Source organism: Sorangium sp. So ce204 (genome assembly GCF_051526795.1).
GTDB lineage: Bacteria > Myxococcota_A > Polyangia > Polyangiales > Polyangiaceae > Sorangium > Sorangium cellulosum_B.
The window spans coordinates 5,497,811-5,518,838 of the sequence record NZ_CP150317.1 but is presented as its reverse complement, the minus strand read 5'-3'; the positions used below and the strand labels follow the sequence as shown (position 1 = coordinate 5,518,838).

General features: G+C 73.1%; 15 protein-coding genes. 6 read left to right on the top strand and 9 right to left on the bottom strand.

All coding sequences use genetic code 11. The annotated features are described in order from the left end of the window. Positions 1–2 precede the first annotated feature (2 nt). The 3 genes from guaA to WMF22_RS20410 form a co-directional block, all read right to left on the bottom strand. Entirely contained in the window at positions 3–1,577 is a 1,575-nt protein-coding gene (gene guaA, locus WMF22_RS20420) for a glutamine-hydrolyzing GMP synthase (RefSeq protein WP_438036768.1), read from the bottom strand. Positions 1,578–1,646: 69 nt separating this feature from the next. Continuing rightward, positions 1,647–1,970, bottom strand: coding sequence for a hypothetical protein (locus tag WMF22_RS20415; protein ID WP_438036767.1), 324 nt, complete (start codon positions 1,968–1,970; stop codon positions 1,647–1,649). After that, positions 1,967–2,356 carry a hypothetical protein gene (locus tag WMF22_RS20410; protein WP_438036766.1) on the bottom strand — a complete coding sequence of 130 codons (390 nt, stop codon included), beginning with the start codon at positions 2,354–2,356 and terminating at the stop codon, positions 1,967–1,969. The genes WMF22_RS20415 and WMF22_RS20410 overlap by 4 nt, the downstream gene beginning before the upstream one ends. 70 nt (positions 2,357–2,426) lie before the next feature. On the opposite strand from WMF22_RS20410, the gene WMF22_RS20405 reads away from it, so the two are divergent. Genes WMF22_RS20405 through WMF22_RS20395 form a run of 3 tightly spaced genes read left to right on the top strand, consistent with a single transcriptional unit; the run spans position 2,427 to position 5,101 of the window. Next, positions 2,427–3,707 (top strand): glutamate-5-semialdehyde dehydrogenase, encoded by a 1,281-nt coding sequence (locus WMF22_RS20405; protein WP_437300718.1) that lies wholly within the window; start codon positions 2,427–2,429, stop codon positions 3,705–3,707. A 55-nt stretch (positions 3,708–3,762) separates the two neighbouring features. Next, the gene (gene rsfS / locus WMF22_RS20400; protein WP_438036765.1) at positions 3,763–4,656 is read left to right on the top strand and encodes a ribosome silencing factor; all 894 of its coding nucleotides are present in this window, start codon (positions 3,763–3,765) and stop codon (positions 4,654–4,656) included. 7 nt (positions 4,657–4,663) lie between these two features. Continuing rightward, a complete protein-coding gene (locus tag WMF22_RS20395) occupies positions 4,664–5,101 on the top strand; it encodes a 23S rRNA (pseudouridine(1915)-N(3))-methyltransferase RlmH (RefSeq protein WP_437300716.1) in 438 nt (145 codons plus the stop codon). A gap of 34 nt (positions 5,102–5,135) precedes the next feature. Here the strand turns inward: WMF22_RS20395 and WMF22_RS20390 are convergent, their stop codons facing one another. Then, positions 5,136–6,089 carry an SDR family oxidoreductase gene (locus WMF22_RS20390; RefSeq protein ID WP_438036764.1) on the bottom strand — a complete coding sequence of 318 codons (954 nt, stop codon included), beginning with the start codon at positions 6,087–6,089 and terminating at the stop codon, positions 5,136–5,138. Between the two features lie 190 nt (positions 6,090–6,279). Between WMF22_RS20390 and WMF22_RS20385 the strand changes: the two genes are divergently transcribed. The 3 genes from WMF22_RS20385 to WMF22_RS20375 all read left to right on the top strand — a co-directional run bounded on the left by WMF22_RS20385 (position 6,280) and on the right by WMF22_RS20375 (position 10,653). Continuing rightward, on the top strand, positions 6,280–7,350 hold the full coding sequence (locus tag WMF22_RS20385) for a helix-turn-helix transcriptional regulator (RefSeq protein WP_438036763.1): 1,071 nt from the start codon (positions 6,280–6,282) through the stop codon (positions 7,348–7,350). A gap of 177 nt (positions 7,351–7,527) precedes the next feature. Continuing rightward, positions 7,528–9,966 (top strand): SUMF1/EgtB/PvdO family nonheme iron enzyme, encoded by a 2,439-nt coding sequence (locus WMF22_RS20380; RefSeq protein WP_438036762.1) that lies wholly within the window; start codon positions 7,528–7,530, stop codon positions 9,964–9,966. 81 nt (positions 9,967–10,047) lie between these two features. Then, positions 10,048–10,653 (top strand): DUF6232 family protein, encoded by a 606-nt coding sequence (locus tag WMF22_RS20375; RefSeq protein ID WP_438036761.1) that lies wholly within the window; start codon positions 10,048–10,050, stop codon positions 10,651–10,653. Positions 10,654–10,810: 157 nt separating this feature from the next. Here the strand turns inward: WMF22_RS20375 and WMF22_RS20370 are convergent, their stop codons facing one another. From WMF22_RS20370 to WMF22_RS20350, 5 genes are all read right to left on the bottom strand, one after another. Then, complete coding sequence (locus tag WMF22_RS20370) at positions 10,811–14,704, bottom strand: tetratricopeptide repeat protein (protein WP_438036760.1); 3,894 nt, start codon at positions 14,702–14,704, stop codon at positions 10,811–10,813. Next, positions 14,697–16,067 carry a metallophosphoesterase gene (locus WMF22_RS20365; RefSeq protein ID WP_438036759.1) on the bottom strand — a complete coding sequence of 457 codons (1,371 nt, stop codon included), beginning with the start codon at positions 16,065–16,067 and terminating at the stop codon, positions 14,697–14,699. The genes WMF22_RS20370 and WMF22_RS20365 overlap by 8 nt, the downstream gene beginning before the upstream one ends. Before the next feature lie 314 nt (positions 16,068–16,381). Continuing rightward, positions 16,382–17,059 (bottom strand): putative quinol monooxygenase, encoded by a 678-nt coding sequence (locus WMF22_RS20360; protein WP_437300710.1) that lies wholly within the window; start codon positions 17,057–17,059, stop codon positions 16,382–16,384. Between the two features lie 411 nt (positions 17,060–17,470). Next, on the bottom strand, positions 17,471–18,883 hold the full coding sequence (locus WMF22_RS20355) for a hypothetical protein (RefSeq protein ID WP_437300709.1): 1,413 nt from the start codon (positions 18,881–18,883) through the stop codon (positions 17,471–17,473). A gap of 82 nt (positions 18,884–18,965) precedes the next feature. Further along, positions 18,966–20,972 carry a potassium transporter Kup gene (locus WMF22_RS20350; protein ID WP_437300708.1) on the bottom strand — a complete coding sequence of 669 codons (2,007 nt, stop codon included), beginning with the start codon at positions 20,970–20,972 and terminating at the stop codon, positions 18,966–18,968. Between the last annotated feature and the right edge of the window lie 56 nt (positions 20,973–21,028).

Here is a 21,028-nt window from a genome sequence, read left to right as displayed (position 1 = left end):
CGTCACTCCCACTCGATCGTCGAGGGCGGCTTCGAGGACACGTCGAGCACCACGCGGTTCACGCCGCGCACCTCGTTGATGATGCGCGAGCTCACCCGGGCGATGAGGTCGTAGGGCAGCCGCGCCCAGTCGGCCGTCATCCCGTCGGTCGAGTGCACCGCGCGGAGCGCGATCGCCTCGTCGTAGGTGCGCTCGTCGCCCATCACGCCCACGGAGCGCACCGGGAGGAGCACGCAGAAGCTCTGCCAGAGCGACTCGTAGAGCCCGGCGGCGCGGATCTCCTGGTCGAAGATGGCGTCGGCCTCCCTGAGCACGCGGAGCTTCTCCGGCGTCACCTCGCCGAGGCACCGCACCGCGAGCCCCGGGCCGGGGAACGGCTGGCGGTACAGGATGTCCCGCGGCATGCCCATCGCCTCGCCGGCGGCCCGCACCTCGTCCTTGAAGAGCTCCCGCAGGGGCTCGATCAGGCCGAGGTTCATCCGCTCGGGCAGGCCGCCGACGTTGTGGTGGCTCTTGATGACGGCGCTCGGCCCCTTGAACGAGACGCTCTCGATCACGTCGGGGTAGAGCGTGCCCTGGACGAGCCACTTGGCGCCCTGGACCCGCTTCGCCTCCTCCTCGAACACCTCGATGAAGAGGCGGCCGATCACCTTGCGCTTCTGCTCGGGATCCACGACGCCGCGCAGCCCCTCGAGGAACCGCGCCGACGCGTCGACGGCGTCGAGGTTCATGTGGAAGTGGCCGCGGAAGGTCCGCTCGACGCTCTCCGCCTCACCCTCGCGGAGCAGGCCGTTGTCGACGAAGATGCACGTCAGCCGGTCGCCGAGGGCGCGCTGGCAGAGCACGGCGGCGACCGACGAGTCGACCCCGCCCGAGAGGCCCAGGATGACGCGGTCGCTCGGCCCGGCCTTCTCGCGGACCGCGGCGATCGCCTCCTCCACGAACGACGCGGGCGTCCAGGTCGGCGACAGCCCGGCGACGTCGAACAGGAAGGACTGGAGGATCTCCTTGCCGCGCGGCGTGTGGACGACCTCGGGGTGGAACTGGAGGCCGTAGAGCTTGTCGCGCTCGCGGGCGACGGCGCAGAGCGGGCTGCCGGTCGTGGTGCCGAGCGACACGAACCCCTCCGGCATCGCGGTGAGCCGATCGCCGTGGCTCATCCAGACGTCGATGGCGTCGCCCTCGGCGAAGCGAGAGAAGATGCCCGTCGGGCGCTCGACGCGCACCGTCGCGGGACCGTACTCGCCCCCCGTGTGCGCGCGCTCGACCTTGCCGCCGAGGTGATACGCCATGAGCTGGAGCCCGTAGCAGATGCCCAGCGTCGGGACGCCGAGCTCCAGCACCTCCCGGGAACAGCGAGGCGCGTTGTCTCCGTACACGCTGGCGGGGCCGCCCGAGAGGATGAGCGCCCGCGGGGCGAGCCGGCGCAGCTCGGCGATGGGCACGTCGAAGCGGTGGATCTCGCAGTAGACGCCAGACTCGCGCACGCGCCGGGCGATGAGCTGCGTGTACTGAGAGCCGAAATCGAGGATGACGACGAAGTCCCGCCGGGGTGAGAGCATGGCTGCCGCTAGCATGGCGGGGCTGGATCCGCCAGAGTCGCGCGGCCGAGGCGCTCGCCGCACGCCCGCTCGCGGCGCACGGCGCTACGGCTGCGTGGGCGGCGGCGGCGTGGTGGGCGGCGGCTGCGTGGACGCGGGCGGCGCGCCCGGCGACGGGGCGAGCAGCGGCGCGCCCGGCGTCGCGTCGGTCGCGTCGGTCGCGTCGGTCGCGTCGGTTGCATCCGTCGCATCCGGCGGCGCGGCCGGCGCGTCGCCGACGCCGCCGTCGTACACGCGCGGGCGCTCGTACTCGGGCGGCGGACCGGGCGGGAGCGGCTTCGGCGCGGCGGAGGAGCACGCCGCGGCGAGGTGCGCGGCGAGGATCGCGGCGAGCGCGGCGATCGGCGAGGCGTGGCGGGCGCGAGTCATAGCTCCACTCCGCTCCCCCCGGTGTTCCCGGGAGGAGCACGATACGGCGGTATTTCGGGAGGGCCGGCCGGATCGGGCGGGACCTGGAGCCCCTCCGGATCGGCGAACGGCAAGGAGGGGACGGAGCGGGCCGCCGGCGGCGCGTCGAGCGGCGCCCCCAGCGCGCCCGGCGCCGCGAGGGGGATGCCGGTGCTCGCCGTGGCGGGCGCGTCCGCGCCTGCGTCCGAGCCCCCGCACGCCGGCGCGATCACGGCGAGGAGCGCCCCCGCGAGGAGCGCCGCGCCGCGCCGCGGGCGGGCAGCGGCGCTCCTCGCGGGGGCGCGGCGGGCGTCTCGGGAGCGGGGTGCGAACGACGCCTGGCTCGAGCTTCGGAGATCGCCGGACACGGCGGGTACGCTAGCATGGATGCGCAGGAGAACGGTTGGCCCGCGCAGGGAGGCGAGCTAGGTTCCCGCTGTGGAACAGAGCAACATCGATCTAGAGGGCGCGCTTCGCGCGCTCTGCCAGCGCGCCCGGACGGCTGCCCGCGCCCTCGCCCCGCTGGACAGGGCCCAGAAGGACCGCGCGCTGCGCGCCATCGCCGAGCGGCTGCGCGCCGAGGCCGGCGAGGGCAAGCGCTCCCCGGTGCTGGCCGCGAACGCCGAGGACGTGGCCGCTGCGCGCGCCGCCGGCGTCTCCGAGGCGCTCGTCGACCGGCTCGTGCTCGACGAGGCGCGGCTCGCGGCGATCGCCGGCGCGGTGCTCGAGGTCGCCGCCGCCAGCGATCCGGTCGGGCAGGTCGTCGGGATGGAGCGGCGGCCGAACGGGCTCCTCGTCGGGCAGGTGCGCGTCCCGCTCGGCGTGATCGCGATGATCTACGAGTCGCGCCCCAACGTGACGGTCGACGCCGCCGTGCTCTGCCTGAAGAGCGGCAACGCCGCGATCCTCCGGGGCGGCAAGGAGGCGGCGCGCTCCAACGCGGCCCTCGGCGAGCTGATCTCGGACGCGCTGCGCTCTGTCGGTCTGCCCGCTGACGCGGTGCAGAGGGTCCCCTCGCTCGACCGCGAGGCCACGCGCATCCTGCTCGGCCTGACCGGCATGATCGATCTGGCCATCCCGCGCGGCGGCGAGGGGCTCATCCGGTTCGTGGCCGAGAACGCGCGCGTCCCCGTGATCCAGCACTACAAGGGCGTGAACCACCTCTACGCCGACGCCGGCTGTGACGTCGAGATGGCCTGCCGCCTCGTCGAGAACGGCAAGCTCCAGCGCCCCGGCGTCTGCAACGCGCTGGAGTGCCTGCTCGTCCACGAGGACGTCGCGGCGCCGCTGCTCGGGCGCGTGGCCGCCCTCTCCGAGCGCGGGCTCGAGCTGCGCGGCGACGCCGCCACCTGCGCGCTCGTGCCGTCGGCGCGCAAGGCCGCGGAGGACGACTACGGGCGGGAGTTCCTCGCGCCCATCCTCGCGGTGCGGGTGGTGCCGTCGCTCGACGAGGCGATCGAGCACATCGGCCGCTACGGGTCGATGCACACCGAGGTGATCTGCACGCCCCGCTACGACCACGCGCAGCGGTTCCTGCGCGAGGTCGACGCGAGCTGCGTGCTCGTGAACGCGTCGTCCCGGTTCAACGACGGCGGCGAGCTCGGCCTCGGCGCGGAGATCGGCATCTCCACGACGAAGCTCCACGCCTACGGCCCGATGGGGCTCGCGAGCCTGACGACGCTCAAGTGGATCGCGTACGGCGAGGGCCAGACCCGCTGACGCGGGCGAGACGAGTGGCGCCGGTCATCGACCGGCGCAAGAAAGCGAGAGAACGTTGGCGAGCAAGAAGGACGCAGGCGAGGGGAGCGGCAAGCCGCGGGCGAAGTCGGGGTCTTCGGCGGGCGAGGGCGCGGAGCCGCGCGCGCCGGCGCGGAAGAAGGCGACCACGGCCAAGGCGGGCGCGGCCGGTCGAGCGTCGTCCGCGGCGAAGCCGAAGCGCCCGGCGTCGCCCCGGATCCGCGCCTCCCACGCGGGCGTCGGCGAGCCCGGCGCGAAGAAGGTGGTCCGCGCGCGCCGCGCGGGCGGCGAGGCGGAGCCGGTGGAGCGCGCGGCGCGGCCGATCCCGGCGGATCGGCCGGCCTCGAGGGCGCGGCGTCCGGCGCGCGACGACGTCGACGCGCCGGCCCCGCGGGCCGCGCGTGGCGGCGGCGAGGGCGGCGCGAAGGCGGCGCTGCCGCTCGCGGGGCGGTCGCCCGCGCGGAGCAAGTCGCCGCTCGCGGGCCCGAAGCGCGCCGGCTCGCGCCGGAGCACGCCGCCGCCCGTCCCCGAGCCGTCGGCCCCCGCGCGCGAGCTCGCGCTGACGCTGGCCGCGGCGGGGCTCGACAAGAAGGCGATCGGCGTCGAGATCCTGGAGGTCGTCGGGCGCGTCGACTACGCGGACTACCTCGTGATCATGACCGGCCGCTCCGACAGGCACGTCCACGCGATCGCGACGGGGCTGGAGGAGGCGGTGCGCAAGCAGAAGCTCGCGCCGCTCTCGATGGAGGGCCTCGCCGCGGCGACGTGGGTGCTCATCGATTTCGGCGACGTGGTGGTGCACGTGTTCCAGGAGGATACGCGCCGCCTCTACGACATCGAGGGGCTCTGGATCGACGCGGGGCGCGTCCCGGTGCCGGAGGAGAGCCTGCCGCCGGGGGCGCAGCCCGCCCCGCGGTTCGATCCGAGCTGAGCGCGCCGTGCGACTCGTCGTCGCCGCCGTCGGGCGCGTGAAGGACAGGCCGCTGCGCGCGGCGATGGACGAGTACCTCGGCCGCATCCGCCGCTACGTGGCGTGCGACGAGATCGAGATCCAGGACGGCCCGCCGGCGAAGGTCGGGCCGCTCCTTGCGCGCGCGTCGGCGGGGGCGAACGTCATCGCCATGGAGGTGGGCGGCAAGGCGCTCGGCAGCGAGGCGTTCGCGGCCGGCGTCGAGCGCTGGGGCTCGCGCGGCAAGGGGGTGGTCGCGTTCCTGATCGGGGGCGCGGACGGGCTGCCGCCCGACGTGTCCGCCGCGGCGGACGACCGGTGGAGCCTGTCGCCGCTCACGTTCCCGCACCGCCTCGCGCGGCTCGTGCTGATCGAGCAGCTCTACCGCGCGATGACCCTGCTTCGCGGCGAGCCCTACGCCCACTGAGGCGGCCGCGCCGCCCCTGCGGCCGCCGCGCCGCTCACTCCTTGGGCCAGTCGGGGCACGCGAGCTCCATCGGGCCGTTGAACCAGCTCGCGTAGGCCGCCTCGCCGGCCCTGTTGTACCGGCCGAGGTGCCGCTCGAAGTACTCGCCCCAGTGGGGCCTCCGGCCGTCGGCGTCGGTGAACCCGTACTCCCGCGCGAGATCCCACGAGCTGAACACGCGGCCGGCCTTCGCCGCGACGTGGGGATCGGCGGCGAGCGCCGCGACGGCGCGGCCCACGTAGTACGGGGTCTCCGATTCGATGAAGTGCGGGTCCTTCTCCGCGGCGTCTCGCCAGTTCGCCTCCGTGACGCCGAAGTGGTCGAGCATGGCCTCCGAGCGCAGGAAGCCGGGCGTCACCGCGAGCGCCGTCATGGCGGGGTGGCGGCGCAGCTCCCAGGCCATGGCGAAGGCCAGGCGGATGACCGACATCTTCGCCAGGTCGTAGAAGAGGTTGCCGCGGTAGCCGAAGTGGTCGCCGTCGGTGATCTCGACGATGAGGCCGCGATCGCGCTCGAGCATGAGCGGCACCGCGTGGCGGCTCGTGATGATGTGCGAGGTGACGGCCCGCTCGAGCAGGACCTTCCCGCTGGGCAGGGAGAGCTTCCAGAACGGCTGGCCGAACTCGGTGAGCTCATCGCCGCCCCACACGTCGTTGACCAGGACATCGAGCCTCCCGTGCTCCTGCCGGATCCGGGCGCAGAGCGCCTCGACCTGCTCGTCGACGGTGTGGTCGACCTGCGCGGCGACGCCGCGCCCTCCCGCCGCGCCCACGAGCTCGGCCGTCTCCTCGATGGTCTCGGGGCGCTGGCCCGTGGCGGGCCGGCCGCGGACGCTGCGTCCTGTGCAATAGACCGTGGCGCCGGCCTCGCCGAGCGAGCATGCGATGGCGCGCCCCGCGCCGCGCGTGGCGCCGGCGACGAGGGCGATCTGTCCTTCGAGCGGTCTCATACGGTGTCTCCTCCTTGGGGACCGGCGTCGTCGTGGACGCGCGCGGGCTCCTGCGTCGCGCGCGCGCCCTTGCGTTCCGGCCTGCTCCGGTCGTCGTGCGACGCTACGGGCGAATTCCTGACACCTCCTGTCATGAATCGCGCGTAGCCTCTCGGGCGGGTCATTTCGGGGTCGGGAGCCACAGACGGTCATGCGCGCGGATCGGCTGCTCAGCTTGATGTTGCTCTTGCAGCGGGCGAAGAGCCGTCAGCTGACGGCCGAGGACCTGGCGCGCCGCCTGGAGGTCTCGGCGCGGACGATCTACCGGGACCTCGACGCGCTGTCGTCCGCGGGCGTGCCCGTGTATGCGCAGCGCGGCCCGAGCGGCGGGATCGCGCTGGCGGAGGGGTGGCAGACGAGCCTGACCGGGCTGACGCAGCCCGAGGTGCAGGCGCTCGCGGCGGTCGCCGCGCCCGGGGCGCTGGCCGACATCGGGCTCTCGGCGGCGCTGGAGAGCGGGCTGATCAAGCTGTCGGCGGCGCTGCCGGCCGTGCACCGGTCGCTGGCCGAGCACGCGCGGCAGCGGCTCCACGTGGACGCGTCGGGGTGGTTCCAGGGCAGGGAGGTGGTGCCGCACCTCGACGTCCTGCGGGAGGGGGTCTGGCAGGATCGCAAGGTGTGGCTCGCGTACAGGGACTTCGACGGCGAAGCGAGCGAGCGGGTGGTGGAGCCGTATGGGCTCGTGATCAAGGCCGACCGCTGGTACCTCGTCGCCGGCGCCGAGCGGGGGCCGAGCATCTTCCGTGGAGCGCGGGTGGCGGGCGCGCGGCTCCTCGAAGCGACGTTTGCGCGGCCGGAGGGGTTCGATCTGGCGGCGTGCTGGAAGGCCTTGAGCCGGCGGTTCGCGGAGCAGAGGGCGAGCTACGTTGTGACGTTGCGCGTGACCGGGGAGGGGGAAGAGGCGCTCCGGCGGGTCCGGCCCGGCGGCGAGCACGAGCGGTGGGGGCGGGGAACGTGCGGGCGCGAGGGGACGAGCGTCGTGACGGTCGACTTCGAGCGGGAGTCGATCGCGGTCTCGCAGATCGTCGGGCTGGGCAGGGGCGTCGAGGTCGTCGAGCCGGCGGCGCTGCGGGCGCGGCTCCGGGCGATCGCGAAGGATCTACGAGCGGTTTACGGGGCGCGCCGCGCGACGGCGACCCCGTGCGCGGGCGCGGCTCCGCGCGCGGCGGCGACTCCATGCGCGGGCGCGGCTGCGTGCGCGGGCAGGAAGAAGAAGCGGTGATCCGACGCCGGAGAGAGCGCGAATGTGTCCCGGCTCCATCCGTGTTGGACACGAATACCCGATCTCCGAGCCCTGCGCCTCTGGCTTGACTTCGAGTAGGTCGTTTGCTCTTTCTAGTAGATTCACCTGGTCGACTCGTCGCACCAGGCGCCTTCCCGGCTGGCACCTCGGACGACCGTGCAGAAGCCCATCGACGTATTCATCTCCTACGCGCGCAGGGATGAATCTGCTCTCCGGGAGCTCGTGGCGCACCTCGCGCTCCTGCAGCGTCAGGGCATCCTGCGGGCGTGGCACGACCGGGAGCTCGAGGCCGGTGCTCACTGGGAGGCGGAGGTGCGCGAGCGCCTTGAGGCGGCGCAGCTCATCCTGCTGCTCGTCAGCGCGGATTTCATCGCTTCGCCGTCCTGCTGGGACGTCGAGATGGAGCGCGCGATGGCCCGCCACGCGGCCGGCTCGGCGCGCGTCATCCCGATCCTGCTCAGGGCGTGCGACTGGAAGGGCGCGCCGTTCGGGCACCTCGCGGCGTTGCCCAGCAACGAGCGCCCCATCCAGGGCCGGGCCGATCGCGACGAGGCCTGGACCGACGTGGCGCTCGGCATCCGCGCCGCGCTCGAGAAGAACGAGAAGAGCGACAAGAAGCGCCCGCGCGCGCAGAGCCACAGGCCCATCTACCCGGACGCCGAGACCCGCAGGCTCGCCCAGGAGCTGGAGCGCGCGCGCGTGCGGCTCGGGGCGCTGCAGCTCGCGGGCGGCGACACGGCCGAGGCGCAGCGCGAGGTCCTGGGGCTCCGGCGGCAGCTGCGCGAGGGAGGCCAGCTCCGCGCCGGCGACAGGCTGGGGCAGCGCGGCAGGTACCTGCTCCTCGATCGCGTCGGGCGAGGCGGCTTCGCGAACGTGTGGCGCGCGCGCGACGACGAGCAGGGCCAGGTCGTCGCCGTCAAGGTGCTGCACTCGAGCCTCGCGGAGGACGCGCTCCGGCGCGAGCGCTTCTTCCGGGGGGCCCAGCGCATGGCGGCGCTCGATCACCCGGGCGTCGTGCGCGTGATCGAGCCGCACGGCGAGGACGGCGGCTTCCACTTCTTCGTCATGGAGTTCGTCAGCGGCGGCGACCTGCACCAGGCGGTCCTCCAGCAGCGCCTCCCGGCGGCGCAGGTGATCCCGCTCGTCTTGCGCGTCGGCGACGCCCTCCGCGCGGCGCACGCGAAGGGCCTCGTGCACCGCGACGTGAAGCCGGCGAACATCCTGCTCGAGCCGTCGGGCGAGCCGCGGCTCACGGACTTCGACCTGGTCGCGGCCGCGGACACGACGGGCGGGACACGGACGGGGGCGCTCGGCACGTACGTGTACAGCGCGCCCGAGTCGATGGACCGGCCCCAGGACGCCGATGCGCGGGCCGACGTGTACGGCCTCGGGATGACCGCGCTCTTCTGCTTTCACGGCGCCCAGCTGCCGGCCGAGGCGGTGCACGATCGGGCGGCGTTCCTGCGGGAGGTCTCGTGCGACGGCACGGTCAAGGCGGTCCTGGAGCAGGCCGTCGCGTGGAAGCGCGAGAAGCGGTACGCCAGCATCGACGACCTCTGCGCGGCGCTGAGCATCGCGAGTCGGCCGCGGGGCGCGCTGCAGCCCCGGCGCGGCCCGTCCGAGTCCCCTCCGGCCGCGCCGCCCGTGGCGATGGTGCCCTCCGCCACGGCGACGCCGGCGACCGGGATCCCTGCCGTCGGATCCGCGGCCTTCACCGCGCCGGCTGGGAGCCCGGGGGCGATCGTGGCCCGCGCCGTGGACGCCGAGGATGACGCCGGCCGCGCCGCGAGCGCGCCCAAGATCGAGATGGCCGTGATCGTGGGCGGGCGTTTCTGGATGGGCAGTGCGGACGAAGACGTGTTGGCGAAGCCCGATGAGCGCCCGCGGCGGCAGGTGCTGGTCGCGGCGTTCAGGATGGGCGTCTATCCGACGACGCAGCGGCTCTACCGCGAGGTGATGGGCACGAACCCGGGGCTTCCCGCGAGCGACGAGCTCCCGGTGAACAACGTCAACTGGTGGGACGCGATCGAGTTCTGCAACCGTCTGTCCGCGCTACGGGGGTTCGGGCCCGCATACCAGCTCGAAGGAGAGGGCGTGATCTGGAATCGCGAGGCGAACGGCTATCGGCTCCCCACAGAGGCAGAGTGGGAGTACGCGGCGCGGGGGGCCCGCGGACGCATGTATCCGTGGGGGGATGAGCCGCCATCGGACCAGCTCGCCTGGAGCGACGCGCGCATCAAGAGCCCGGTGCTCGCCATGCGGGCCGGACCCAGCCCCGTGGGGTACTACCCGAAGGGGGCGTCGCCGTTCGGGATCCTCGATATGGCGGGCAACGTCTGGGAGTGGTGCTGGGACTGGTACGGCGATTACCAGGCCGTCGAGGGTCCGGTGAGCAATCCGGTCGGCCCTTCCATCGGTTACGGGCGCGTGCTCCGCGGCGGTTCGTGGCGGGTGGTCGCGAAGAACCGGCTGCGGGCCGCGGCGCGCCACTTCATGTTCGCCAGCGCGAAGAACGCCGATGTCGGCTTCCGCTGCGTCCGCGGCTCGATGCAAGCCCACAGCGCGAAGCCGCCGGCCGGGCCGCAGGGGCGGTGACGGCGGCGAGCCCATCATGGGCTCGTTTCGGTCGCTGAGCGGATTTCTTTGGTCTCGCACCGGTTAGAATGGGTGTGAGTCGTGCCGAGTCCGCACAGGGTCCGCGATGACCTGGCGTTCGAGCGCAGCGCCGTCGTCATCACGGCGACGAAGATTCGCGTTGACGACCGATCGTTTCCACACGACGGCGGTCGCGAGGCGGAAGTTCCGGAAGCTCCGCGTCGCATGCTCGCCGGTCTCGCAGCGGCGATCGCGGCAGCGCTGCTCGGCGCGTTGTGGCTGGGGCCCTCGGTCGTCGGCGCCTGCGCGCTCGCGGCGGCCGTCTACCTCGCGAGGATGAAGCGGCACGGCCTCATCCTGACGTGGGAGTCGGGCAGCCGACTCGCGATCTTCTGCACCTCGGCTGCGGAAGCGATGCGCATCCGCGACGCGCTGGAGATCGCGCCAGGCCTGGTTGCCGCGGCGCGGTCGACCCGGGAGCGGCGAGGCTTGGCGGCGCCGCACACGCTCGGGCAGGTCACCGGCGTGCCTGGGTACGAGGTGGAGGCCATTCAAGGTGAGTTCGCGTGGATCGACGTGCGCGTCGAGCATGCCGGGATCGAGGCCAAATTGGACGCGAATAGGGAGCGCGTCGACCTGGCGAACGCGATAAGGCAGGCGGAGGAGAATGGTCGGCACGGACGCTGATGGACTGTTCGCGATGAGGTGCACACTCACCGGAGAAGCATGAGCTAGGATATCCGCTTCGCCGGCCTCGTCTCAGCTGGCACGACCTACTCGACGTCGAGGTTCTGGCCATCGGGATGGGCGTGCTCTCCGCAGGGCTCCCGTCCGTATCGTGGCGTCAACCTTGCTGGTCCGAGAGGTGCGCGAGGACGGCGCTGGCGAGCTGCATGGCGTAGTTGTTCTGGGCACGCTCAGCGAGGGGCAGCGCCTGTTCGGCAGAAGCGCGCGCCTCCTCCGGGCGGTCCGACAAGGCGTGTATGCGGGCAATTTCTGCGAGGACGTTGGAGAACCCGACAGCATCCCCGACGAGCTCGTATAGCTGAAGCGCTCGCATGTAGAGCGGCAGCGCAGCCTCGATGTCGCCCTGTTCCCTGGACATGTTGCCGCGCGCTAGGAGGACGTTGGCCTGTCCGAGCCGGTCCTCGATGGCCGCGAAGAGTTCCAGAGCGCGCTGGTAGTCGTGCGCAGCGCTCGCGAGATCGGCCTGCCTGCGCCGCAGGTCGCCGCGCGCTAGGAGGACGTTGGCCTGTCCGAGCCGGGACTTGCCGGACTCGAAGAGGTCCAGAGCGCGCTGGTAGTCGTCGGCTGCACCAGCGAAGTCGTCCTGACTGCGCCGCAGGTCGCCGCGCGCTAGGAGGACGTTGGCCTGTCCGAGCCGGGACTTGCCGGACTCGAAGAGGTCCAGAGCGTGCTGGTAGTCGTCGGCTGCGCCGGCGAGGTTGTCCTGCCTGCAACGCAGGTCGCCACGCGCCTTGAGGACGTTGGCCTGTCCGAACCGGTCCTCGGCGGCCTCGAAGAGGTCCAGCGCGTGCTGGTAGTCGTCGGCTGCGTCGGCGAGGTCGGCCTGCCTGCAGCGCAGGTCGCCGCGCGCTAGGAGGACGTTGGCCTGTCCGAGCCGGTCCTCAGTGGCCGCGAAGAGTTCCAGAGCGCGCCGGTAGTCGTCGGCTGCGTCGGCGAGGTCGGCCTGAAAGCGCCGCAGGTCGCCGCGCGCCTTGAGGACGTTGGCCTGTCCGAGCCGGTCCTCGACGGCCGCGAAGAGCTCCAGAGCGCGCTGGTAGTCGTCGGCTGCGCCGGCGAGATCGGCTTGAAAGCACCGCAGGTCGCCGCGCGCTTGGAGGGCGTTGGCCTGTCCAAGCCGGTTCTCGATGGCCGCGAAGAGCTCCAGAGCGCGCTGGTAGTCGTCGGCTGCGCTGGCGAGGTCGGCTTGAAAGCACCGCAGGTCGCCGCGCGCTTTAAGGACATTGGCCAGTCCAAGCCGGTTCTCAACGGCCGCGAAGAGCTCCAGAGCGCGCTGGTAGTCGTCGGCTGCGCCGGCGAGGTTGGCCTGAAAGCGCCGCAGGTCGCCGCGCGCCTTGAGGACGTTGGCCTGTCCGAGCCGGTCCTCGACGGCCGCGAAGAGCTCCAGAGCGCGCTGGTAGTCGCCCGCTGCGCCGGCGACGTTGGCCTGAAAGCGCCGCAGGTCGCCGCGCGCTAGGAGGACGTTGGCCTGTCCGGGCCGGTCCTCGATGGCCTCGAAGAGCTCCAGAGCGCGCTGGAGATCGTGGGCCGCGCCGGCAAGGTCGGCTTGAAAACGCCGCAGGTCGCCGCGCCTTCGGAGAACCAAGGCACGCACTTGATTTGCGCCGAAGGCCGCCATCCCGTCGGCGGTATCGAGAACCTGTCGCCGGGCTCCCACTGTCCAATCGAACTGCCGGAACTGGTCCACGAACGCAACCGCCCAGGCGAGCGTGTCCGCGCCGTGCTCCCCGTCCGCCCACGCCTCGAGCTCGATCCCATCGAACAGATCGCGCTCCGCCCGCCATCGATCGAGCACTCGCTCGACGGAACCCATCACGTTCGGATCCAGCCCCGCCGCAACCATCCCCATCGCCGTCGCAGCCCCTCGCAGGAGCCCATCCCACCGCGCTGCGTCGGACCTCGCCTCTGCGCGCATCGCCTCGCGCATCAGCGGGTGCAGCCGGTACCGCCCCGTCTCCGGCGAGAAGCTTGCCAGGTGCCGCCGCACCAAACGGTCCACCCGCCGTGCAACCGCTGGCTCCAGCTCCTCGAGCGCTGTCGCTAGCATCTCCAGCCGTGCCCCCGGCGCCGGCAGCACCGCCAGCGCTTGCAGCGTCCGCCGCGCATCGTCACCGAGCGCCTCCAGCGATCGCGTGCTCACCGCCTCGACGTGCGCCATGTCCGTCGCCGCGGACCCCACGCGCCCCCGCAGGTCCTCGAGGTAGGCCGTCGCGCTCAGCGCCTCGCCGCGCAGCGTCCCGCCGGCCACCTCGATCGCGAGCGGCAGCCGCCCGAGCCGCTCCACCAGCGCCCCCGCCGCCTCGGCTTCGCCCTCGGGCGGCATTTCTTCGCCCCACGCCACCCGCGAGAGCAGCCGCACCGCATCTCGCGTCTCCAGCGGCTCCAGCGCGATCTCCGCCACGCCCGCGAGCAGGCCAGAGCTCCGCGTCGTCAGCAGCACGTTCCACCCGCCGCCCGGCACCAGCAGGTTCGCGTCGCGGCCGCTGGTCACGTCGTCCAGCACGAGGAGGCCATGGTGCGGCCGGAGCTGCTCGCGGGCGCGCGCGAGCAGCTGCTCCGTGGACATCTCGGGGCTGGCGCGGAACGCCGGATCGACCGCCTCGAGCAGCACGATGGCCGAGACGCGGAGATCCCGGTCCGGGCGCTCCAGCCAGAGCACGGGCAGATCCGCCTTCGCGGCGCGGTGAGCCAGGCACGTGGCGAGCTCGGTCTTGCCGATCCCGCCCTCGCCGGTCACCGCGGTGATCACCGCCCGGCCCGGCGCGCGCAGCCAGGTCTCGAGCTGGCGCAGCTCCTCCTCGCGCGCCGTGAAGTACGGCCGCGGAGCGCGAGGCGGCAGGCGCGACGTGATCGGCGCCTTCGCTTCGCGCGTGAAGGCCATCGCTTCGAGCCGGACCGAGGCCGGCCCGCCCTCCCACCGGCGCGCGAACAGGAGCGGCAACGGCCATTGCGGCTCCTCGTTGGGCTGCCTCGCGCGCGCCTCCGCGAACGCCTCCTCGAGCGAGGCGCCGTCCGCCAGCGCCTCGAACATCCGCTCCGTGAACGACAGCGCCCAGACCACCTGCACGGGCGCCCGGTAGCCCATGGTCGCGAGCACCTGGCCGCGCCGGAGGAGCCAGTGAGCCATGCCGATATTGCCCGGGTCCGCGCCCGGGCTGGCCGAGGAGCAGGCGCAGAGGATCGACGCCTTCACCGGGCGCACCCGCGAGGCGTGGTCGGCCAGCCACTCGGCGAGCTGGGTGCCTGTGACGTCGCCGCCACGGAGCGCCAGCCGGCCGCGGTGATCGTGATCCTCGCGGCCGTGGCAGGCGACGTAGAGGGCATCCACCGGCGGCGCGCCGCGCGCGGTGAGCGCCTGCTCGAGGGCCTCCGGCGTGGCGTCCTCGATCCAGTCGGTGCGGAGCCCGGCGCGCGCCGCGGCCTCCTGGACGGCCTGCGCATGGGTGCGCAGCTCGTCGCTCGTGGGCGAGCGCTGGTCCTCGTGCGCCGTGACGACGAGCAACCGGTCGCCTGGGGCGAGCCCCACGCCGGAGACCCACGGGAGGCTGGGGTCGCAGCGCACGGCCGGGAAGCGGCGGTTCTTGAAGAGAAAGGCAGTGCCGTCGAAGGCGATCTCCAGCGGGATATCGCCAAGTCCAGGCGCGCTCTCGTCCAGATCGATCACGAACCGGAGCAGCCTGCCCTGATCGCGCGCCTTCTTCTCCATCTGCAGGAGCCAGGCGGACGCGCCGTCCCAGCCGAAGAGGCGATCGCGGATCAGGCGCCCGATCTGCTCGATCGCGCGGAGCCCGACGCGCCACGGCGCGCCCGGGTTCGGAGGCAGCCGCTGCACCAGGCCCGTCCAGGTGCGGGCGGCGGGGATGAGATCCTCCACGGCGGCGAGGTCGGCGTCCACGAGCGGCGGCACGGCCTTGCTGCGGCGGCCTACAGGACCGTCGAGCTCCACGCGCCACGACGGGCCCGAGGCCTCGATCCGGATCTCGGCCTCAAGCATGCGGCGCCGCGTCGACAGGTGATGGCGTGCCGTCCTTGTCGCAGCGCCAGAGCGCGACCTGCGGAGGCCCATCGTCGCAGGTGATCATCACCCACGTGCGCGGCGCGTCGGCTTCCCAGCGCCCCGCCTCGATCTCGTCGATGGAGCGCGTCATCTCGTGCTCCGGCAGGCGCCCGACGGGGATCCAGGTGCCGGTGTTGAAGTAGGCGGGCGAGCCGGCGGCGCTGCGGCGGGGTCCGTGCGTGTGCCCGGCGACGAGCGCGATGAGGCCTTCGGGGAGCCACCGGCGCGCGGGCTCCAGCACGCCATCGTCCGCCTCCAGCGACGCAGGGGACCACCGGAGCAGACCGCGGATCCCGATGAGCCACGCGCGAAGCAGCGCACGACCCACGCCTCCGTGCGCGGCGAGCATGCCGCCCGCCGCCGGGGCGGCGCCGTTGCGGAGGTGAGTGCGGAGATCCGCGAGCTGCGCGCCGGGATCGTCCGGGGCCTCGCCGAGCAAGCCCTCGGCGAGCAGCGCGGAGAGGACCTGGGGCACGTCGTCTGCCGGCGGCGGGGCCGCGCCGGCCTCAGGACCCATGAGCGGGCCCAGACGCAGGCGCCCGTCGACGAAGCCGGACAGGAGCCGCTCGCTGAGGCCCCAGTGCTCCTGGAGAAAGGGGAGCGTCACGCGCGGGTCGAGGTAGAGCAGCAGGGGGAAGACGACGGGGAGCTCCGGCTTGAGCTCGGGGATCCAGCGGTTCTCCGGCTGCAACGTGTTGAGCACGCGGTAGACGAGCTGCGAGCCGACGGGCAGCTCGACCGGACGGCCCGCGGCGACGGCGTGGCGGAGCGCGTCGCGGTGCACGGCGTTGTGCGGATCCCAGCGGTCGCCATGGACGATCCACACCGAGCCCGCGTCGTTGCCGACCGCGTGGCCCCACACGGGCCAGCGGTCGCCGAGGCCCGCAGCGAGCGGCGCATCGTCCGGGTAGCGGACCGAGCCTTCGCGGCCGATGGCCTTCTCGAACCCGGCGCGCACGTCCGGCAGGAGGGTCTCGGGATCGTGATTGCCGGCGAGGAGGCTGATGCCGCTGTCCGCTCGTGCGGCGAAGCGCCGGAGGGCCGCGATCACAGGAGCGGTCCGCGGGCCTTCGAGGATCGTCGTGAGGCGGTCGGCGGCGAGCTCCGCGCGGAAGCCGTCGTAGCCAGGGATCTGGAGGAAGTCGAAGACGTCGCCGGCGAGGACGATCTCCGTGGACGGTTCGGCGGGCGCACCGAGGCGGTCGAGGAGGCCAGCGAGCGCTCGATCGTCACGGAAGGTGGCGAGGGGGCCGGCGGGGCCGAGGTGCAGATCCGAGAGGACGACAGTGCGGCGGAGCATGGCGAGCTGAGATACTATACGTGAAACGGTCAGCCAGGGCACCGGACGGAGGGAACCGCTCGGTCGAGGCCGGGATTTACCGCAGCTCGAGCCGACGCTCCCAGCAGGGGGCTTCCTGCGATCCATGGGTTCCTGGCCCCGACCGTGGAAGACCTACGGCAGTGCGCCGGCGGGCTCGCCAGCTCGGTCCAAGCGCGCTCGCCAGCTCGGTCCAAGCGCGCTCGCCAGCCTGGTTTAAGCGCGTTCGCCAGCTCGGTCCAAGCGCGCTCGTCAGCTCGGTCCAAGCGCGCTCGTCAGCTCGGTCCAAGTAGTCTCTAAGACCCCTCGACCAGATCTCGCAGCTGAGTCAGCTCCTGATCTACCCATTCTCTCTGCTCGCCGAACGCCGCCTCGGAACACGCCGGCGGCCGCTGTATGGTGAAGAGGAGCAGGCTCCCGGGGCCGTGCCGCACGATGCGCATGGGCATCCGCAGCTCTCCGCTGCCTGGATCCACGCAGTGCCAGACGACGCCCGCGGACGGGTCTGTCTCGTAGCGGAAGCGCACCTCTCCCTGGGGGGAGCTCACGATCCAGCGCTCCCCCTCCTGTCGCAATTCCTGGCAGAAGCGCGTGCCCCAGCAGGGCAGGAGGCGGATGTCCGCGGCCAGACGGAACGCCGTGTCCAGGGGAGCGCGCGTCAGGGCGAGGGCCGTATATCGCGTGTCCCCGGGCTCGTGTCCCGGATAGTAGCTCACCTCCAGGCGCTCCAGCAGCGCACGCATGCGCGGAAACAAGGCGGCTCCATGGGGTGAGCCGCAGTGGGCCGCCAGCGCCTCTCCGTCTTGATAGCGGTCCAGGACCACATAGCGCCCGGGCGCGCCGTCCCTGAACAGGTCGTAGCTGAGCGTACCCGGCTCCTGGGCCCGGACCGCAGCCGCGTGGGTCCTGAAGATCGTCTCGAACTCCGCCTCGGAACCTGCCTTGGCCTGCGCGCGCTTGATACCACCGATCATGAGTCCTCCTTCCGACTTCGCGGAAGTTACGCGCCGGCATGCCGGCCGACTTGGAGGATCTTGCGATCGGTCGGCGGCTGTTCTCGGAGGCGCCGGACGGCCAACGGGCTGCACCCGATCTCCCGGTGAAATCCATCGGTGAAATGGCTGCAAAAAAACAAGGACCGCCGAGGTGGCAGCCAGCCCGCTCACGGTCAGCCACCGCGGCCCAGGGCCGGCCGAGCAGGCCGTGGGCGATGGTCGGGCGGGGCGCGCCGCTTCCGGCGCAGCGCGCGTCGTGCCCAGGGAATTCAACCCGGAGGCTGTCGACAGCCTCCGGGGAGAGAAAAAACTTAACCCGGAGGCTGTCGACAGCCTCCGGGGAGAGAAAAAACTTAACCCGGAGGCTGTCGACAGCCTCCGGCGGACCGCTCACTCCGGGAAGAACGTCTCGATCGTCAGCGCCGGCGTCCCGTCCGCGTGGACCCCGCCGAGCACGGCGAGCGTCCCGTTCGGCGCGGGCACCACGGCCGCGCCGCGCCGCGGCTCCCGCAGCGGCAGCTCCTCGACCTGCGCCGCCGCGACGTCGACGATGAAGCTCCGCGTGAGCCCGTCCTCGCCCGCCTCGGAGCCCACCGCGAGGACGCGCCCGCCGGGCAGCGCGAACGCGGCGACGTCCCCGACGGCCGCGGGCAGCGCGGCGCCCTCGACCTCCACGGCCTCGCAGGTCACGGCGCTCGCGACGCACCCCGGCGCGAGCCGCCGGGTCGGCGCCACGGCGCCGCCCTGGACCCCGCCGACGAGCGCGATCTCCCCGGGACCGGTCACCGCGGCGCCCGCCCCCTCGGAGGCGTCCGGCGGAAACGGCCTCGGCGAGAACTCGGTCGCGCCGTCGCCGAGCACCTCCAGCCCCGCGCCGTCCGCGCTCCCGCCCGCGACGACAAGGCCCAGCCCCTCCAGCCACACGGCCGCGGCGCCGGCCCGCGCATGGCGGAGCTTCGCCACCGAGAGCGCCCCGTCCGCGCCGACGACGAGCACCTTGTCCGAAGGCGCGCCCGGCGCCCCCGCGGCCGCGCCCGCGCGCGTCGCGCCGACCACGAACGAGCGCCCGTCCGAGGCCTCGACCGTCCGGCCGCCCGCCACCTCCGCGAACGAGCCGAGCCCCTCGGGCAGCGACGCCTCGGCGCTCTGCCCCGCCGCGACGTCGGTCCAGCTTGCGCCCTCGTCGTCCAGGGTGAGCAGCAGGTCTCCCCGCACCAGGAGCGACCGCGCCGCCCGCGGGAGCGCGCCGCTGGAGGCGCTCCCGCCCCACGCGGCGAGGTCGTACGCGTCGAGCCGCGCCGGGTCGACGCTGCCCGCCGCGGCGCCCCCGGCCGCGGCCCCGCCGGTGAGGATCAGGTAGCGCTCCGCGAGCGCCGCCCCGGGCGCGCCGACGCGCGACGCCGCGAGCTCGCCCGGCGGCCGCGCCCACCGGCCGGTCCGCTGGGCGAAGAGCGGCAGCACGTCGCCCGTCACCGCGGCGAGGTAGATGCCCGCCGCGGAGCGCCCCCGCACCACGGTCGCGCCGCCCGCGTCGAGGCCGCGCACATCGAACGTGTACGCCCGCTCCGCCGGGATCTCGCCGAAATCGAGCTCGCCGCCCGGCGCCGCCGCCGCCGACACGGTGACGTCTCCCTCGGCCGCCGTCGCGGTCACCTCGATCCGGGCGACAGGCGGGTCGTCCTGGAACGCGGTCGCCTCGTGCCCTGGCACGACCTCGACCGTGAGCGTCCGCGGCCCTTCCGCGCAGCCGAGGAGCGACAGGCCGAGCGCGGGAAGGACACGGCCCAGGAGCGGGATCTTCATGAGGGCCGAGTCATAGCGCCTCGAGCGCGCGAAAGCCCAGCGGAGGTGGCCGATCGCGCCGCGCGCCGATCTCCACCGCCCGCTACAGGTCGACCTGCACGCCGATCTCCACCACCCGCTCCGGCGGCAGCCTGAAGTAGTCGGACACGGCGCCGGCGTTCCGCGCCATCACCGCGAAGATCGTCTCCGTGATCCTGCCCATCCGGCCCCTGTCGGTGGCGAGGATCGTCTCGCGGCCGAGGTAATACGCCACGTCCGCGAAATCGATGGGCAGCGCGTGCGCCGCCGCGGCCCGCCGCAAGAGGGCCGGCACGTCGGTCGACTGCATGAAGCCCGATCGGATGACGACCTGGTGAACACCCTTGTCGAGGCTCGTCACGTCGAGGCGATCCCTGTCGGCGACCCGCGGGACGTGCTCCGTCACGACGGTCAAGATCACCACCGTCTCGTGGAGCACCTTGTTGTGCTTGAGGTGGTGCGTCAGCGCGTAAGGTGTCTTGCCCGCGCGCGCGCTCAGGAATACCGCCGTGCCGGGGACCCGCGCGCGGCACTTCGCGTCGAGATCGCGCACGAAGGCAGAGGCCGAGGGGGCCGCCCGCGTGAAGCGCTCGGCGAGGATCGCGCGGCCTCGCTTCCAGATCACCATCATGGCGAACAGGACCGCGGCGATGACCGCCGGCACGTACCCGCCGTCGAGGAACTTGATCAGGTTGGCCCCGAAGAACGGCAGATCGAACGAGAGGAACAGGATCAGCAGCGGCAGCGCCTTCGCGAGCGGGGCTCGCCACGTGTGCCGCATCACGACGAAGAAGACGATCGACGTGATCCCCATCGTGCCGGTCACCGCGATGCCGTACGCCGCGGCCAGCCGGCTCGACTGCTGGAAGATCAGCACGAGCGCGAGGCACCCGGCCGCGAGGGCCCAGTTCGTCAGGGGGATGTAGATCTGCCCCGCGGCCTCGCTCGAGGTGTGGCGCACCTGGGTCCGCGGCAGGTACCCGAGCTGGATCGCCTGGTGCGTGAGCGAGTAGGCGCCCGAGATCAGCGCCTGCGACGCGATCACGGTGGCCATGGCGGCGAGCGCGACCAGCGCGTAGGTGAAGGGACCCTTCGGCACCATCGCGAAGAACGGGTTCGCGGCGGCCTCGGGCGCTTGCAGCAGGAGCGCCCCCTGGCCGAAGTAGTTGAGCACGAGCGCCGGCAGCGCGATCGCGTACCAGGCGAGCCGGATCGGGCCGCGCCCGAAGTGCCCCATGTCCGCGTAGAGCGCCTCGCCCCCCGTGATGACGAGGACGACCGACCCCAGGATCGCGACCCCGTGGAAACCGTGGGCGGCGAAGAAGCGCGCCGCGTACACGGGGTTCAGGGCGGCGAGCACCGCCGGGTTCCTGGCGATGAACACGAGCCCGAGCACGGCGAGCGCGGTGAACCAGAGGACCATGATGGGGCCGAAGACCTTGCCGACGCGCGCCGTCCCCCAGCGCTGCACGCTGAAGAGCCCGACGAGGATCGCGCAGGTGAGCGGCACGACGAACGGCCTGAGCCCGCTCGTCGCCACCTCGAGCCCCTCCATGGCGCTCAGCACCGAGATGGCGGGCGTGATGACCCCGTCGCCGTAGAGGAGCGCGGCGCCGAGCACCACGAGCCCGGCGAGCCACCCGACGCCCTGCGTCCCGCTGGCGCGCAGCCGCTCCGGCACCAGCGCGAGCAGGGCGAGGATGCCGCCCTCACCGTCGTTGTCGGCCCGCGTGATGAAGGTGACGTACTTGACCGTGACCACCATCATCAGCGACCAGAAGAGGAGCGAGAGCAGCCCGAGGACGTTGTCGGGCGTCGGCGGGACGCCGTGCGTCGCGCTCACGCACTCCTTGAGCGCATAGAGCGGGCTCGTGCCGATATCGCCGAAGACGACCCCCAGCGCGGCCAGGGCGAGCGCGGCCTTGCCGCCGTGCTGGCCGTGCGCCGCGTCCGCGGCCCGTCGAGCCGCGCCGGCCTGCGACGAGCCGTCGCGGGGCGCCGCAGGATCCGTCGCGCCGCGGAGAGCAGGCCGAGCGTCGGGAGGGCGCGCCGGGGTGTCGGGGTGGTCCATGAGGCGGAGTCATAGCGCGTCGGTGGCGCGCCGATGGATCGAATCCTCCGCGGCGG

Coding starts and splice junctions, on each gene's coding strand:
- WMF22_RS20370 (WP_438036760.1), bottom strand. CDS start 14,704: ATGCTTGAGGCCGAGATCCGGATCGAGGCCTCGGGCCCGTCGTGGCGC.
- WMF22_RS20365 (WP_438036759.1), bottom strand. CDS start 16,067: ATGCTCCGCCGCACTGTCGTCCTCTCGGATCTGCACCTCGGCCCCGCC.
- WMF22_RS20350 (WP_437300708.1), bottom strand. CDS start 20,972: ATGGACCACCCCGACACCCCGGCGCGCCCTCCCGACGCTCGGCCTGCT.
- guaA (WP_438036768.1), bottom strand. CDS start 1,577: ATGCTAGCGGCAGCCATGCTCTCACCCCGGCGGGACTTCGTCGTCATC.
- WMF22_RS20355 (WP_437300709.1), bottom strand. CDS start 18,883: ATGAAGATCCCGCTCCTGGGCCGTGTCCTTCCCGCGCTCGGCCTGTCG.
- WMF22_RS20385 (WP_438036763.1), top strand. CDS start 6,280: ATGCGCGCGGATCGGCTGCTCAGCTTGATGTTGCTCTTGCAGCGGGCG.
- WMF22_RS20415 (WP_438036767.1), bottom strand. CDS start 1,970: ATGACTCGCGCCCGCCACGCCTCGCCGATCGCCGCGCTCGCCGCGATC.
- WMF22_RS20360 (WP_437300710.1), bottom strand. CDS start 17,059: ATGATCGGTGGTATCAAGCGCGCGCAGGCCAAGGCAGGTTCCGAGGCG.
- WMF22_RS20390 (WP_438036764.1), bottom strand. CDS start 6,089: ATGAGACCGCTCGAAGGACAGATCGCCCTCGTCGCCGGCGCCACGCGC.